The following is a 13970-nucleotide window of genomic DNA, read 5'->3' as shown; positions in this document are numbered from 1 at the left end:
TCCTCTTATTCGAACGTCAGCCGGACGGACCCCAGTCCGGCGAAATCGGCGACGAAATCGTCGCCCGGCCGCGCATCGATGGCCCGGGTGCATGAGCCCGGCAACACGATGTCGCCGGCCCGCAGGCGCACCCCGAAACTTTCCACCTTGCGCGCCAGCCACGCCACCGCGGTGACCGGGTTGCCCAGCACCGCGTCGCTGCGGCCCTTGGCCACCACTTCCCCGCGTCGGGTCAACACCGCGTCGATCGTCGTGATGTCGATGTCGGCCGGTGACACCCGCGCCTGGCCCAACACGAAGCCGGCCGACGATGCGTTATCGGCGATGGTGTCGCACAGTTTGATCTGCCAGTTGGTGATGCGGGTGTCGATCAACTCGATCGACGGCACAAACGCCTCGGTGGCGGCCAGTACGTCGTCCTCAGTGCAGTCGGCCCCAGGGAGGTCGGCGGCCAGGATGAATCCCACTTCGACCTCCACCCGCGGGTAGAGATAATTCGCCGCGGTGACGGGCTGGTCTTCGAAGACCTGCATTTCATCGAGCAGGTGGCCGTAGTCCGGTTCGTCGACACCCATCATCTGCTGCATCGCCAGCGACGACAGCCCCACCTTGTGGCCCACGATGCGGGCCCCCTCGGCCACCCGCTGACGGATGTTGATCAGCTGGATCTCATAGGCGTCGACGACGTCGATCTCCGGGTGCGCGGCCGTCAACGGCGAAATCGACTCACGACTCCGCTCAGCCTGCGCCAGGTCGGCGGCCAGCTCGTCACGGGTGGCAACCGGGATCATTGACCGAAGTCCCCTCGTCGGTGTGACCGGGTCGGTAGCGCCCAGCCAGGGCAATTCTATAACGTGTTCTACATGACAGCTCAGGAGTACGACGTCGTCGTAGTCGGCAGCGGTGGCGCGGGCATGGTTGCTGCCCTCACCGCCGCTCACCGGGGTCTCTCGACACTAGTCGTCGAGAAGGCCGCACACTACGGCGGTTCGACCGCTCGCTCGGGGGGTGGCGTCTGGATTCCCAACAACGAGGTTCTCAAGCGCGACGGTGTCACTGACTCCGCCGAAGCGGCACGCAAATACCTGCACGGAATCGTCGGCGACGTCGTCGAGCCCGAACGCATCGACACCTATCTGCAGCGCGGACCCGAAATGCTGTCGTTCGTTCTCGAGCACACACCGCTGAAAATGTGCTGGGTACCGGCCTACTCCGACTATTACCCGGAGGCGCCTGGCGGGCGTCCCGGCGGCCGTTCCATCGAGCCAAAGCCGTTCAACGCCAACAAGCTCGGACCTGATCTGCCCGGGCTGGAGCCGCCGTACGGCAAGGTTCCACTCAATGTCGTTGTGATGCAGCAGGACTACGTCCGACTGAACCAGTTGAAGCGACACCCGCGCGGCGTGCTGCGCAGCCTGAAAGTCGGTGCCCGCACGATGTGGGCCAAAGCAACCGGTAAGAACCTCGTCGGTATGGGGCGCGCGCTGATCGGGCCGCTGCGAATCGGGTTGCAGCAGGCCGGTGTTCCGGTGCTTCTCAACACCGCGTTGACGGATCTCTACGTCGAGGACGGCGTGGTGCGCGGCGTGTATGTCGTCGACAGCGCTTCCGACGCGGCGGAGCCCACCCTGATCACGGCGCGACGCGGCGTGATCCTCGCAAGCGGCGGCTTCGAGCACAACGAGCAGATGCGGGTGAAGTATCAGCGGGCGCCGATCACCACCGAGTGGACGGTAGGCGCCAAAGCGAACACCGGTGACGGTATCCTCGCCGCCGAAAAGCTGGGCGCCACATTGGAACTGATGGAAGACGCCTGGTGGGGGCCGACGGTGCCACTGGTCGGCGCACCATGGTTTGCGCTGTCGGAGCGCAACTCCCCCGGTTCGATCATCGTCAACATGTCGGGCAAGCGGTTCATGAACGAATCGATGCCCTACGTCGAGGCATGCCATCACATGTACGGCGGAGAGCACGGCCAGGGACCCGGGCCGGGCGAGAACATTCCGGCGTGGCTAGTGTTCGACCAGCAATACCGCGACCGTTATATTTTCGCGGGATTGCAGCCTGGACAACGTATTCCACGCAAGTGGATGGAATCCGGCGTGATCATCCAGGCCGACACGCTCGAGCGGCTCGCCGAGAAGGCGGGCCTGCCCGTCGACGAGTTCACCGCGACCGTACGGCATTTCAACGGCTTTGCGCGCTCCGGCGTCGACGAGGACTACGGCCGCGGGGAGAGCGCCTACGACCGCTACTACGGCGACCCGACCAACAAGCCCAATCCAAACCTCGGCGAGATCAGCCACCCGCCCTTCTATGCGGCCAAGATGGTCCCCGGCGATCTGGGCACCAAGGGCGGTATCCGTACCGACGTTCACGGCCGCGCGCTGCGCGACGACGGCAGCGTCATCGATGGACTGTATGCGGCGGGCAACGTCAGCGCCCCGGTGATGGGCCACACCTATCCCGGGCCGGGTGGCACCATCGGGCCCGCGATGACATTCGGCTACCTGGCGGCGCTGCACATCGCAGGGGAGAAGTAGAGATGCCAATCAACCCGGAAGTCGCGCTTGCTGCCGAGCTGGATCCGATCGAATTCTCCTGGAGCAGCAGCGATGTACAGCTCTACCACTTGGGTTTGGGCGCCGGCGCCGATCCGATGGATCCCCGCGAGCTGCGCTATCTGATCGACGAGACGCCGCAGGTACTGCCGACGTTCGGCAACGTGGCCGCCACCTTCCACGCCACCAAACCGCCGACCGTGCAGTTTCCCGGCATCGACATCGAGCTGAGCAAGGTGCTGCACGCCAGCGAACAAGTTTCGGCGCCGGCGCCGTTGCCGCCGTCCGGCTCGGCGCGCGCCGTCACCCGGTTCACCGATATCTGGGACAAGGGCAAGGCCGCGGTGATCTGGTCCGAAACCACGGTGACCGCACCGGACGGCACCCTGCTGTGGACGCAGCGGCGGTCGATCTTCGCCCGCGGTGAAGGCGGGTTCGGCGGTGAGCGGGGCCCGTCGACGTCGACGGCCGCACCGGATCGGGCGCCCGACGTCGAGCTGGAGATACCGATCCTGCCGCAGCAGGCGCTGCTCTACCGGCTGTGCGGAGACCGCAATCCGCTGCATTCTGATCCTGAATTCGCCGCTGCCGCAGGCTTTGACCGTCCTATCCTGCACGGCCTCTGCACCTATGGCATGACGTGCAAGGCCATCGTCGATGCGCTGCTGGACGCCGACGTCGCGGCCGTCGGCTCCTATGGCGCCCGCTTCGCCGGTGTGGCGTTTCCCGGCGAGACGTTACGAGCCGACGTCTGGAAGGAAGACGGGCGCATGCTGGCCAGCGTGGTCGCGCCGTCGCGGGAGAACGCCGTCGTGCTGTCTGGCGTGGAGTTGGTGCCGGCGTAGCGGCTTCCCCGCGAGCAGACGCAAAAGCCTCCAATTTCTGGGCGTGTCGGGGACTTTTGCGTCTGCTCGCGCTGGCCTTGCTAGCCCAGGATCAGGCCGGATGTCGGCACGCCGGTGCCGGCGGTGACCAGGACGTGTTCCACATTCGGCACCGGGTTCACCGACGTTCCCCGCAGTTGCCGTACGCCTTCGGCGATCCCGTTCATGCCGTGGATGTAGGCCTCGCCGAGCTGTCCACCGTGCGTGTTGATCGGCAGCCGCCCGCCGATCTCGATCGCTCCATCGGCGATGAAGTCCTTAGCCTCGCCCCAACCGCAGAATCCCAACTCCTCCAATTGGATCAGCGTGAACGGGGTGAAGTGGTCATACAACACCGCGGTTTGGATGTCGGTGGGCTTTAGGCCGGACTGTTGCCAGAGTTGCTTGCCGACCAGCCCCATCTCCGGCAGGCCGTCGAGCTCGGGCCGGTAATAGCTGACCATCGAATACTGGTCCGGACTCGAGCCCTGGGCCGCGGCCTCGACGACGGCGGGCCGGTTCTTCAGATCCTTGGCCCGCTCCACCGAGGTGACGACGAGCGCCACCGCACCGTCGGTCTCCTGGCAGCAGTCCAGCAGCCGTAGCGGTTCGGCGATCCACCGTGAACTCTGGTGATCCTCGATCGTGATCGGCTTCTCGTAGAAGTACGCCTTGGGGTTTTTGGCAGCGTGCTTGCGATCGGCTACCGAGATCGCGCCGAAGTCGCGGCTGGTCGCGCCGGACAGGTGCATGTAGCGCTTGGCGATCATTGCCACCTGCGCGGCCGGCGTGGAAAGACCGTGCGGATACGAAAACGAGTTGTCGACCCCCGTCGAGTCCGCGTTTTCCACCAGTCGGGTCTGCACCTGCCCGAACCGCATGCCCGATCGTTCGTTGAAAGCCCGATACGCCACAACGCAATCCGCGACGCCGGTTGCCACGGCGATGGCTGCCTGCTGGATGGTGGCGCACGCTGCTCCCCCACCATGATGGATCTTGGAGAAGAACTTCAGGTCCCCGATTCCGGTGGCCCGGGCAATCGCGACCTCGGTGTTGGAGTCCATCGTGAAGGTGACCATGCCGTCGACGTCGGCCGGTGTCAGGCCCGCGTCGTCAAGCGCGTCGAGGACGGCCTCAGCGGCCAACCGCAACTCGCTGCGGCCCGAGTCCTTCGAGAAGTCGGTGGCACCGATGCCGGCAATCGCGGCTTTACCCGAGAGCATCAGGCATCTCCGATCGTCAACGTCGCATTCGCGATGACGTGGTCGCCAAGACTGTTGCTGCCCACGACCTTCAACGTGATCAAGCCATCGTCGATCGCGGTCACCTCACCGGAGAATGTCACCGTGTCGTAGGCGTACCACGGCACACCCAGCCGCAGCCCGATCGACTTGATGATCGCGGTCGGTCCGGCCCAGTCGGTGATGTAGCGCTGCACCAAACCGGTGTCGGTCAGGATGTTGACGAAGATGTCCTTGGATCCCTTGGCTTGCGCCTTGTCCCGGTCGTGGTGCACGTCCTGGTAGTCGCGGGTGGCGATCGCCGTCGAGACGATGAAGGTTGGATCGCCGTACAGTTTGAGCTCTGGCAGCATCGTGCCGACCTCAACAACTGGCGCGCTCATGCGTCGGGCTCCCACGCATACAGCGTCCACGCCGGACCCACCTCGTTGGCGGGAAAGTCGATATACGTTGCGCGTACAGGCATTCCGATCTCCACCGATGCGGGGTCTACGTTGCGGAGCTCGCCGAGCATCCGCACGCCTTCTTCGAGTTCGACGAGCGCAATGACGAATGGCAACGTGCGGCCGGGCACCTTCGGGGCGTGGTGCACAACGAAGCTGAACACCGCGCCCTTGCCGCTGGCGACGACGTAGTCGATCGACGCTTGTTTGTCCTGCCAGATCGCCGGTACCGGCGGATGCTGCAGGCTGCCATCGCCCCGCTTCTGGATGCGTAACTCATGGGCGTTGACGCCGTCCCAGAAGAACTTGGTATCGCGCGAGGACGCCGGCCGCATCATCTTGTCGGCCTCGAGGTCCTCGGGTACCGGCGCAGCGGCCGACTGCTGGTCGCGCGGAATGAACTTCAAGATCCGCCAGTTCATTTCGGCGACGTCCTCGTCGCCCACCTGCCAGGTGATGTGCTGGTTGATGAAATAGCCCTCGCCCAGCGCGGTCTGCTTGGGGCCGACGACATCGGTCAACTCAGCGGTCACGCTGACCTCCTCGCCCGGGCGGAGGTAGCGGTGGTAGGTCTGCTCGCAATTGGTGGCGACCACCCCGACGTAGCCGGCGTTGTCGAAGAGCTCGATGATCTTGCCGAGCGGATCGTCGTCCGGGCGAGATCCGCCGAGCCCCATCATGGTCCAGACCTGGATCATTGCCGGCGGCGCGACAATCCCGGGGTGGCCGGCCGCTTTGGCCGCCGCCTCCTCGACGTAGATCGGGTTCTGGTCGCCGATGGCGTCGACCCAGTGGTGAATCATGGACTGGTTCACCGGATCGCGGCCGAGCCGCGGCTTGCTCTTGCCCGCCGCCTTGACTTGCTCGATGGCAGTTTGCAGATCGCTCATCGCGGTACCCTCGGCACCTTGAGCCCAGCGGCCGCGATCATCTCACGCATGACCTCGTTGACCCCGCCGCCGAAGGTGATCACCAGATTGCGCTTGGTCTGGGAATCCAGCCACTCCAGCAGCTCGGCGGTCTCCGACTCGGCGGGGTTGCCGTACTTGCCGACGATCTCCTCGGCAAGCCGGCCCACGTACTGGACACGCTCGGTGCCAAGCACTTTCGTGGCCGCAGCATCCGCCACGTTGATGTCCTCACCCGCGGCGGCGACCTGCCAGTTGAGTAACTCGTTGATCCGCCAGATCGAATGGATTTCACCGAGCGCGCGTTTGACGTCGTCATGATCGATCGGAGTGACACCGTCGCTACCAGGCTTGGAGGCCCATGCGTGCACCCGATCGTAGATGCTGGCAAAGCGGCCGGCGGGGCCGAGCATCACCCGCTCATTGTTGAGCTGGGTGGTGATCAGCCGCCAGCCGCCGTTTTCCTCACCGACCAGCATGTCCGCGGGCACCCGAACGTCGTTGTAGTAGGTGGCATTGGTGTGGTGAGCACCGTCAGCCAGGATCATCGGCGTCCACGAGTAGCCGGGATCTTTGGTGTCGACGATCAGGATTGAAATCCCCTTGTGCTTCACGGCGTCGGGGTCGGTGCGGCAGGCCAGCCAGATGTAGTCGGCATCATGGGCACCGGTGGTGAACACTTTCTGCCCATTGACGATGTACTCGTCGCCATGGCGCACGGCGGTGGTCCGCAACGACGCGAGGTCGGTGCCGGCTTCCGGCTCCGTGTAGCCGATCGCGAAGTGCACCTCACCGGCCAGGATCGCCGGCAGGAACTTCTTCTTCTGCATCTCGCTGCCATACACCTGCAGGGTGGGGCCCACCGTCTGCAGTGTCACGGCAGGCAACGGCACGTCGGCTCGATGAGCTTCGTTGACGAAGATCTGCTGTTCGATCGGGCCGAAACCCAGGCCGCCGAACTCTTTTGGCCACCCGACGCCGAGCTTGCGGTCCTGACCCATTCGCCGGATCACCGCACGATAAGCCTCATTGTGCCGGTCGGATTCCATCGCCTTGGCTTCATCTGAGCTGATCAGATTCGTAAAGTACTGCCGCAGTTCGGCTTGCAGCTGTCGCTGCTCCGGCGTCAGGTCGATGAACATTGCGCTCCCACCAGGTCGAGACGATGCGACGGCCCGCCCAGCAGTCGGGTCAGGTCTTTGATCGTGGAGTAGTAGCGGTGCATCGGGTAGTCGATGTCCATCCCCATCCCGCCGTGCAAATGGTGGCATATCTGCATCACCGGCGGCGCCTGCGAGGTGATCCAGTAGCCGAGCACGTCGAGGTCGTCGTCGGCGTCCCGGCCTTCGGTTAATCGCCACACCACCGACGTCGACGCCAAATCGATGGTCCGCGAAGCGATGTAGACCTCGGCAAGCTGTGCGGCCACCGTCTGAAAGGTCGACAGCGGTTTACCGAATTGCTCGCGACTGCCCACGTAGTCGGCGGTCAGCCGAAGTGCACCGGCGACCAACCCAGCGGCGTAGGCGCCGATCATCGCCAGCGCGAGTTGGTTGACGCGATGAGCGCTCGCTCCGTCCAGCACCCCGTCCACCTCGGCGTCGGAAAATGTCACCACGTACTCGTCAGAGCCATTGGACGTCGGGGTTTTCACCACCTGCACGCCATCGGCCTTCGGCGACACCACGACGACCCCGCTGTCAGCGGTGACCAGCATCCACTCGGCTTGTTCGGCATATCCGACAGCGACTTTGGCGCCGGAGAGCCGATTGTTGGCAATAGTGGTGGCCGGCCGCTCAGGCAGCGCCGCGCCGGGCTCGTTCAGCGCGGCGGTGATCAGCGAGCCCTTGGCCAGCCCGCCGAGATAGCGGTCCTGCTGATCGTCGGAGGCCAGGTCCAGCAGCGGCACCGCGGCAAGTCCGAGGACGGCGAGCGCCGGCCCGACGAGGCCGTGGCGACCGATCTCGGTCAGTGCCGTCGCCACCTCAGGCAGACCGACACCGTCGCCGCCAAGACGTTCCGGCACCGGCAGCGCGGTCACTCCGCCCGCGACTAACGCGTCAAAACTATTGTCCCGGTCCAGCACCGAGGTGACCACATCGGCGACAGCCTGTTGTGCCGGGTCCGGACTGAAATCCACCCGAATCCTCCTTGATTCACTTACCCGCAGTCTGCGATCAGTGCGCGACGGGGCACTTTCCGCTGTAGTCGACCTGCCAGTGCTTGATGCCGTTGAGCCACCCCGACCGTAGCCGCTCGGGCTGCGCCAGCGGCAGCATGTCCGGCGCATGGTCGGCTACCGCGTTGAAGATCAGGTCGATCGTCAACCGGGCCAGGTGGGTGCCGATGCAGTAGTGCGCGCCGGTGCCGCCGAAACCCACATGCGGATTAGGGTCGCGCAGAATGTTGAAGGTGAACGGGTCGTCGAAGACTTCCTCGTCGAAGTTGGCCGAGCGGTAGAACATCACCACCCGCTGCCCCTTCTTAATTTGCACACCGGACAACTCATAGTCCTCCAGCGCAGTGCGCTGGAAACAGGTGACGGGCGTTGCCCAGCGGACGATTTCGTCAGCGGTGGTTGCTGGGCGCTCTTTTTTGAACAGCTCCCACTGGTCGGGGTGCTCGGAGAACGCGATCATGCCGTGGGTGATCGAGTTGCGAGTGGTCTCGTTGCCGGCTACAGCCAGCATCACCACGAAAAACCCGAACTCGTCGTCGGAGAGTTTCTCGCCCTCGATGTCGGCGTTGATCAGCGTGGTGACGATGTCTTCACCAGGATTTTCCGTCTTGGCGGCGGCCAGTTGCATGGCGTACTGGATCAGCTCGACCGACGACATCTGCGGGTCGATGTCTGCGTATTCGGGGTCTTCGCTGCCGGTCATCTCGTTGGACCAGCGGAACAGCTTGTCGCGATCTTCCAACGGAACGCCGAGTAGGCCGGCGATGGCCTGTAGCGGCAGCTCGCACGACACCTGTTCGACGAAATCGCCGGTCCCGGCCGACGCGGCCGCTTTGACGATGTTTTGCGCACGTTCGTTGAGCTCGTCACGCAGCCGTTCGATGTTCCGCGGAGTGAAGCCGCGGGAGATGATGCGGCGCAGCCGGGTGTGGTGCGGTGCGTCCATGTTGAGCATGACGAACCGCTGAACCTCGATGTTCTCCCGTGCCATGTCGTCTTCGAACCGCGGAATCACGCAGTTCTCGTAACTGGAGAAGACCTCGCTGCGCAGCGACACTTCCTTGACGTCCTTGTGCTTGGTGATCGCCCAATAGCCGCCGTCGTTGAAGCCACCACCCTTGCCCGGGGCCTGCTCGATCCAGTGGATCGGCGCGAGGCGACGCAACTCGGCGAACTCCTCGACCGGAAGACCCTCGACATTGATGTCAGGGTTGAGGAAATCGAACCCTGCGGGCAGATTGGGGGTTGGCATGTTGTGCGCTCCTCAATGCAACGTGTTCTAGTGCCAGTAAAACACGGCTTCACCGCAGACAAAAGGCGGGAACGCATCCTCGCTTGTCAGAGTAATGAAACGTGTTCTAGCCTGGCCGCATGGGTAATCCTGTCATTGTTGAAGCCACCCGCAGCCCGATCGGCAAACGCAACGGATGGTTGTCGGGGCTACATGCCACCGAGCTGCTCGGCGCCGTGCAAAAGGCGCTGGTCGACAAGGCCGGCATCGACGCGGGCGATGTCGAACAGGTCATCGGCGGGTGCGTAACCCAGTACGGCGAGCAGTCGAACAACATCACCCGGGTGGGCTGGTTGACGGCGGGCCTGCCGGAGCACGTGGGCGCCACCACCGTGGACTGCCAGTGCGGCAGTGGACAGCAGGCTAACCACCTGGTGGCGGGATTGATCGCCGCCGGCGCCATCGACATCGGGATCGCCTGCGGCATCGAGGCGATGAGCAGGGTCGGGCTGGGCGCCAACGCCGGCCCGGACCGTGGCGCCATCCGCGCCGAATCGTGGGACATCGACATGCCCAACCAGTTCGAGGCCGCCGAGCGCATTGCCAAGCGCCGCGGCATCACCCGAGAGGACATCGACGAGTTCGGCTTGGCATCGCAGCGCCATGCCAAGCAGGCCTGGGACGAGGGTCGCTTCGACCGCGAGATCTCACCCATCGAAGCACCAGTACTCGACGAGCAGAAGCAGCCAACCGCCGAGCGGCACATGGTCGGTCGTGACCAGGGTCTGCGCGACACCACGCTGGAAGGCCTGGCCCAGTTGAAGCCGGTGCTCGACGGCGGTATCCACACCGCGGGCACGTCGTCGCAGATCTCCGACGGTGCCGCGGCGGTGCTGTGGATGGATGAAGACAAAGCTAAAGCTATCGGTTTGCGGCCGCGGGCCCGAATCGTCAGCCAAGCACTCGTCGGCGCGGAGCCCTACTACCACCTGGACGGCCCGGTGCAGTCCACCGCGAAGGTGCTGGAGAAGGCCGGCATGAAGATGGGTGATATCGACCTCGTCGAGATCAACGAGGCATTCGCGTCGGTGGTGCTGTCCTGGGCGCGGGTACACAACCCTGACATGGCCCGGGTCAACGTCAACGGCGGCGCGATCGCGCTGGGGCATCCGGTGGGTTGCACCGGCAGCCGGTTGATCACCACCGCGCTGCACGAACTGGAGCGCACCGACCAGAGCACCGCGCTGATCACGATGTGTGCCGGCGGCGCCCTGTCGACCGGCACCATCATCGAGCGGATCTAGGTGAGTCAGGTTTCCGACGCCGAGCGGATCGCGGCCGCGCAGTCGTATATCGACGCGCTGGCCACCCACCGCGCAGATGCTGTTCCGTTCGCGCCGAACTGTGTCCGGATCGAGGCCGGGCTCAAGACCGGCTTTTCCGGAAACCACCTGCGGCGCAGCCTTAATCGTGGACTGCAGTACCGGGTGATCGCGGCGACCACCACTCCGGAGTTCAGCGTCGACGGCGATCAGGTGCGGGCGCGGTTCGACGTGATCACCAAGCCGTCGTTCGCGGGGCGCCGGGTGTGCGCGCACGTCGACGAGACGTTTCTCATCCCGGATGGCACGATCCATCACATCCGGGCTCACCTTCGCCCGTTCATTCGACGTTAGGTAACACCGCCGATGGCAAATCCACCGCGCGCGCTCAACTCTGCCGGCACCGGCACTTTCATCAAATGGATGTCGCGCATCAACTCGCAGTTGTATAAGGCGACCGGCGGCAGGGTCGGCGGCAAGTTCCTGCAGGGCGCGCCGGTGGCGCTGTTGACCACCACCGGTCGCAAGACCGGGCAGCCGCGGGTCAGCCCCCTGCTGTTCCTGCGCGACGGTGACCGCGTGGTGCTGGTGGCGTCGCAGGGCGGCCGCACCAACAACCCGATGTGGTACCTGAATCTCAAAGCCAACCCGCGAGTGCAGGTGCAGATCAAAAAGGAAATGCTGCATTTGACGGCGCGCGACGCCACCGACGACGAGCGTGCACAGTACTGGCCCCGGCTTGTCGAGATGTACTCCTCGTTTGACGACTACCAGTCCTGGACCGACCGGGTTATACCGGTCGTCATCTGCGACCCGTAACTTCTATTCTGGGTTGTGTGACGCAGCAACGCTGGATTCGCAACTCACGGTTCCTGGCCCTGTTGCTCAAATACTTCGCCCGCGCCCACATTTGGGTGTATCGCCGCACCAATGGCCGACTCGGTGCGAAATTGTTGTGGTTTCCGGCGGCGCTGCTGACCACGACCGGCCGCAAATCGGGTGAGCCACGGACCACGCCGACGCTGTATCTGCGCGACGGCAATCGGGTGATCGTGCCGGCTTCTTTCGGTGGCCGCGCCGAGAACCCCACCTGGTACCTCAATCTCCAAACCAATCCGATCGTCGAGGTGCAGATCCGCGCCGAGCGGTTACAACTTGCCGCCCGCGACGCCACCGACGAGGAGCGGGACCGCTACTGGCCGCCGCTCACCAGGATTTATCCGCCCTACCGCGGGTACCGCGACGCCACCGATCGGGTGATCCCGTTGGTGGTCTGCGAACCCGCATAGCCCACCGTTGACCGCGGATCAGCCGCGCAGCCTACCGATTTGGCGCAGCCCGAAAAAAGTGTCGGCCAACGTCTCGCGCGGGTCGCGGTAAGTGATGCCGAGGTCTTGCTCGCTCGGTGTGTCATCTGACGGCGGCATCTGCGTGTAGTACTGCATTGCCGCCTCGCTGATCGGCGTATCGAAGGGCAGATACCCGCCGACCGCGTCGAATGCCCGGCCGATGCCCCGCAACAGAATGTCCGGCAGCGGGTACACCCGAAGCGGGCGGCCTGCCGCCGAACCGATCATCGATGCCAAGTCGACGATCGGAACGCGTTGGCCTCCCGCCATATATCGCCGCGGGCCCTTGCCGGGCGTGAGCAGCGCCGCGTGCAGCGCCGCGAGATCACGAACGTCGACGATGGTCCAAGCGGCGCCGCGCCCGGGCAGGCCGCGCATCTGGATCGCCGCCTGCACGCCGTCGGCCGCCTCGCCGAACTGGCTTCCGGCAGGTGGGCCGAGCACCATTCCCGGATAGGTAATGGCCACCGGCGCTCCCGACTCCTGCAGCGACCGCGCATAAGTCTCCACCGCTGCCTTGGACCGGCCATAGCCGTCGGTTCCGCCGACGACCGGGAGCTGGGCGCGGAGCATTTTGAGCCCTGGCCGAAACAGCGCAGTAAAACTCGACACATGCACCACCGGGTCCAGGCCGCGCTCCACCGCCGCGCCGAGCACATGCCGACCGCCGTCGAGGTTCGTTCGCAGCATCGCATCAGCCTGGTGTGGGTCAGTGGAAACCATGGCAGCGCAGTGGATCACCGCATCGCAGCCATCCAGAGCAAAACCGGTCGCCTCGGCGTCGGCAATGTCGCCGACGACATAGTCTGCGGTGTCGACCCCGAGCAGCGCGACGCTGGTCGCCAGCCGCGCCGGGTCGCGGACAAGAAACCGCACCTGATGACCGGCATCAGCCACGGCCTTCGCCGTCCAGGCGCCGACGAAACCGGTTCCACCGGTCACCAGAACTTTCACCGCTGGCTGCTCTCAGGCTCCGTAGACCGGCACCGGTGGCCGCGACTTTGCCAACAGGTCGGTGACTACCGGCCCGAGCTCAGCCGGATCCCACTTCGCGCCCTTGTCGACCTGCGGCCCATGCGCCCAACCCTCAGCGACGCGGATCTTGCCACCCTCGACTTCAAAAACCTTGCCCGTCACATCCTTTGATTCGCTGCTACCCAGCCAGACCACTAACGGCGAGATGTTCTCCGGCGCCATCGCGTCGAAATCGTCGTCCTGGGTTGCCATCATCTCCGCGAAGACGGTCTCGGTCATCCGGGTGCGGGCCGACGGTGCGATCGCGTTGACGGTGACGCCGTACCGACCCATCTCGGCGGCACCGATGAGCGTCATGGCCGCGATGCCGGCCTTGGCGGCACTGTAGTTCCCCTGGCCGACGCTGCCTTGCAGGCCCGCACCAGAACTGGTGTTGATGATCCGCGCATCAACGGTTTTGCCCTCTTTCGACAGTCCGCGCCAATACGAGGCGGCGTGGCGCATCGTGGCGAAGTGTCCTTTGAGGTGCACGGCGATGACGGCGTCGAACTCCTCCTCGCTGGTGTTGGCCATCATCCGGTCCCGCACGATGCCGGCGTTGTTGACCAGAACGTCCAGGCCACCGAATGTCTCGACCGCAGTCTGAACCAGGGCGGCCGCCTGGTCCCAGTCGGCAACGTTGGATCCGTTGGCGACGGCTTCGCCGCCGGCTGCGGTGATCTCGTCGACCACGCTTTGCGCGGCGCTGCCGCCGCCCGCCGGCGAGCCATCCAGCCCAACCCCGATGTCGTTGACCACGACACGCGCACCCTCGGCCGCGAAGGCCAGCGCGTGCGCGCGTCCGATGCCGCCGCCCGCTCCGGTGACGATGACCACCCGGCCGTCGGCTATGCCCATA

Annotated in this window: 15 protein-coding genes; 6 read left to right on the top strand and 9 right to left on the bottom strand. The window is 64.9% G+C overall.

Annotated elements, in window-relative coordinates:
• Window positions 1-5: 5 nt before the first annotated feature.
• Window positions 6-791 carry a 2-keto-4-pentenoate hydratase gene (locus AC5Y49_RS17050; RefSeq protein WP_499889074.1) on the bottom strand — a complete coding sequence of 262 codons (786 nt, stop codon included), beginning with the start codon at window positions 789-791 and terminating at the stop codon, window positions 6-8.
• 72 nt (window positions 792-863) lie between these two features.
• Here AC5Y49_RS17050 and kstD point away from each other — a divergent pair, with 72 nt between their 5' ends.
• Both kstD and chsH3 read left to right on the top strand, forming a co-directional pair.
• Complete coding sequence (kstD, locus tag AC5Y49_RS17045) at window positions 864-2543, top strand: 3-oxosteroid 1-dehydrogenase (protein WP_499889072.1); 1680 nt, start codon at window positions 864-866, stop codon at window positions 2541-2543.
• Window positions 2544-2545: 2 nt separating this feature from the next.
• Window positions 2546-3406, top strand: a complete 861-nt coding sequence (gene chsH3 / locus AC5Y49_RS17040; protein ID WP_499889070.1) for an enoyl-CoA hydratase ChsH3 — start codon at window positions 2546-2548, stop codon at window positions 3404-3406.
• An 80-nt stretch (window positions 3407-3486) separates the two neighbouring features.
• Here chsH3 and ltp2 read toward each other — a convergent pair whose 3' ends face one another.
• From ltp2 to AC5Y49_RS17010, 6 genes are read right to left on the bottom strand one after another with little or no spacing between them, the layout of a single operon-like run.
• On the bottom strand, window positions 3487-4647 hold the full coding sequence (gene ltp2 / locus AC5Y49_RS17035; RefSeq protein ID WP_499889068.1) for a 17-hydroxy-3-oxo-4-pregnene-20-carboxyl-CoA lyase: 1161 nt from the start codon (window positions 4645-4647) through the stop codon (window positions 3487-3489).
• Window positions 4647-5048, bottom strand: a complete 402-nt coding sequence (locus AC5Y49_RS17030; protein ID WP_499889066.1) for a MaoC family dehydratase — start codon at window positions 5046-5048, stop codon at window positions 4647-4649. The genes ltp2 and AC5Y49_RS17030 overlap by 1 nt, the downstream gene beginning before the upstream one ends.
• Window positions 5045-5998, bottom strand: a complete 954-nt coding sequence (locus tag AC5Y49_RS17025; RefSeq protein WP_499889063.1) for a bifunctional MaoC family dehydratase N-terminal/OB-fold nucleic acid binding domain-containing protein — start codon at window positions 5996-5998, stop codon at window positions 5045-5047. Before AC5Y49_RS17025 ends, AC5Y49_RS17030 begins: the two co-directional genes overlap by 4 nt.
• Complete coding sequence (gene fadE29, locus AC5Y49_RS17020; RefSeq protein ID WP_499889061.1) at window positions 5995-7158, bottom strand: acyl-CoA dehydrogenase FadE29; 1164 nt, start codon at window positions 7156-7158, stop codon at window positions 5995-5997. The genes AC5Y49_RS17025 and fadE29 overlap by 4 nt, the downstream gene beginning before the upstream one ends.
• On the bottom strand, window positions 7143-8156 hold the full coding sequence (locus AC5Y49_RS17015; protein ID WP_499889058.1) for an acyl-CoA dehydrogenase family protein: 1014 nt from the start codon (window positions 8154-8156) through the stop codon (window positions 7143-7145). Before AC5Y49_RS17015 ends, fadE29 begins: the two co-directional genes overlap by 16 nt.
• Before the next feature lie 37 nt (window positions 8157-8193).
• The gene (locus AC5Y49_RS17010) at window positions 8194-9447 is read right to left on the bottom strand and encodes a cytochrome P450 (protein ID WP_499889056.1); all 1254 of its coding nucleotides are present in this window, start codon (window positions 9445-9447) and stop codon (window positions 8194-8196) included.
• A 119-nt stretch (window positions 9448-9566) separates the two neighbouring features.
• On the opposite strand from AC5Y49_RS17010, the gene AC5Y49_RS17005 reads away from it, so the two are divergent.
• From AC5Y49_RS17005 to AC5Y49_RS16990, 4 genes are read left to right on the top strand one after another with little or no spacing between them, the layout of a single operon-like run.
• The gene (locus AC5Y49_RS17005) at window positions 9567-10730 is read left to right on the top strand and encodes a steroid 3-ketoacyl-CoA thiolase (RefSeq protein ID WP_499889054.1); all 1164 of its coding nucleotides are present in this window, start codon (window positions 9567-9569) and stop codon (window positions 10728-10730) included.
• Window positions 10731-11102 carry a DUF8021 domain-containing protein gene (locus AC5Y49_RS17000; RefSeq protein ID WP_499889053.1) on the top strand — a complete coding sequence of 124 codons (372 nt, stop codon included), beginning with the start codon at window positions 10731-10733 and terminating at the stop codon, window positions 11100-11102.
• Window positions 11103-11114: 12 nt separating this feature from the next.
• On the top strand, window positions 11115-11567 hold the full coding sequence (locus tag AC5Y49_RS16995; protein WP_499889051.1) for a nitroreductase family deazaflavin-dependent oxidoreductase: 453 nt from the start codon (window positions 11115-11117) through the stop codon (window positions 11565-11567).
• A 17-nt stretch (window positions 11568-11584) separates the two neighbouring features.
• On the top strand, window positions 11585-12037 hold the full coding sequence (locus AC5Y49_RS16990) for a nitroreductase family deazaflavin-dependent oxidoreductase (RefSeq protein ID WP_499889050.1): 453 nt from the start codon (window positions 11585-11587) through the stop codon (window positions 12035-12037).
• Window positions 12038-12055: 18 nt separating this feature from the next.
• On the opposite strand, the gene AC5Y49_RS16985 is transcribed toward AC5Y49_RS16990, so the two are convergent.
• Both AC5Y49_RS16985 and AC5Y49_RS16980 read right to left on the bottom strand, forming a co-directional pair.
• Window positions 12056-13051, bottom strand: a complete 996-nt coding sequence (locus AC5Y49_RS16985) for an NAD-dependent epimerase/dehydratase family protein (protein WP_499889048.1) — start codon at window positions 13049-13051, stop codon at window positions 12056-12058.
• Window positions 13052-13063: 12 nt separating this feature from the next.
• Window positions 13064-13969 (bottom strand): SDR family oxidoreductase, encoded by a 906-nt coding sequence (locus tag AC5Y49_RS16980; protein ID WP_499889046.1) that lies wholly within the window; start codon window positions 13967-13969, stop codon window positions 13064-13066.
• Between the last annotated feature and the right edge of the window lies 1 nt (window position 13970).

Source organism: Mycobacterium sp. NGS62, from assembly GCF_059812285.1.
Note: the sequence above shows the minus strand (reverse complement) of the source record. Positions and strands in the feature narration are given on the sequence as shown.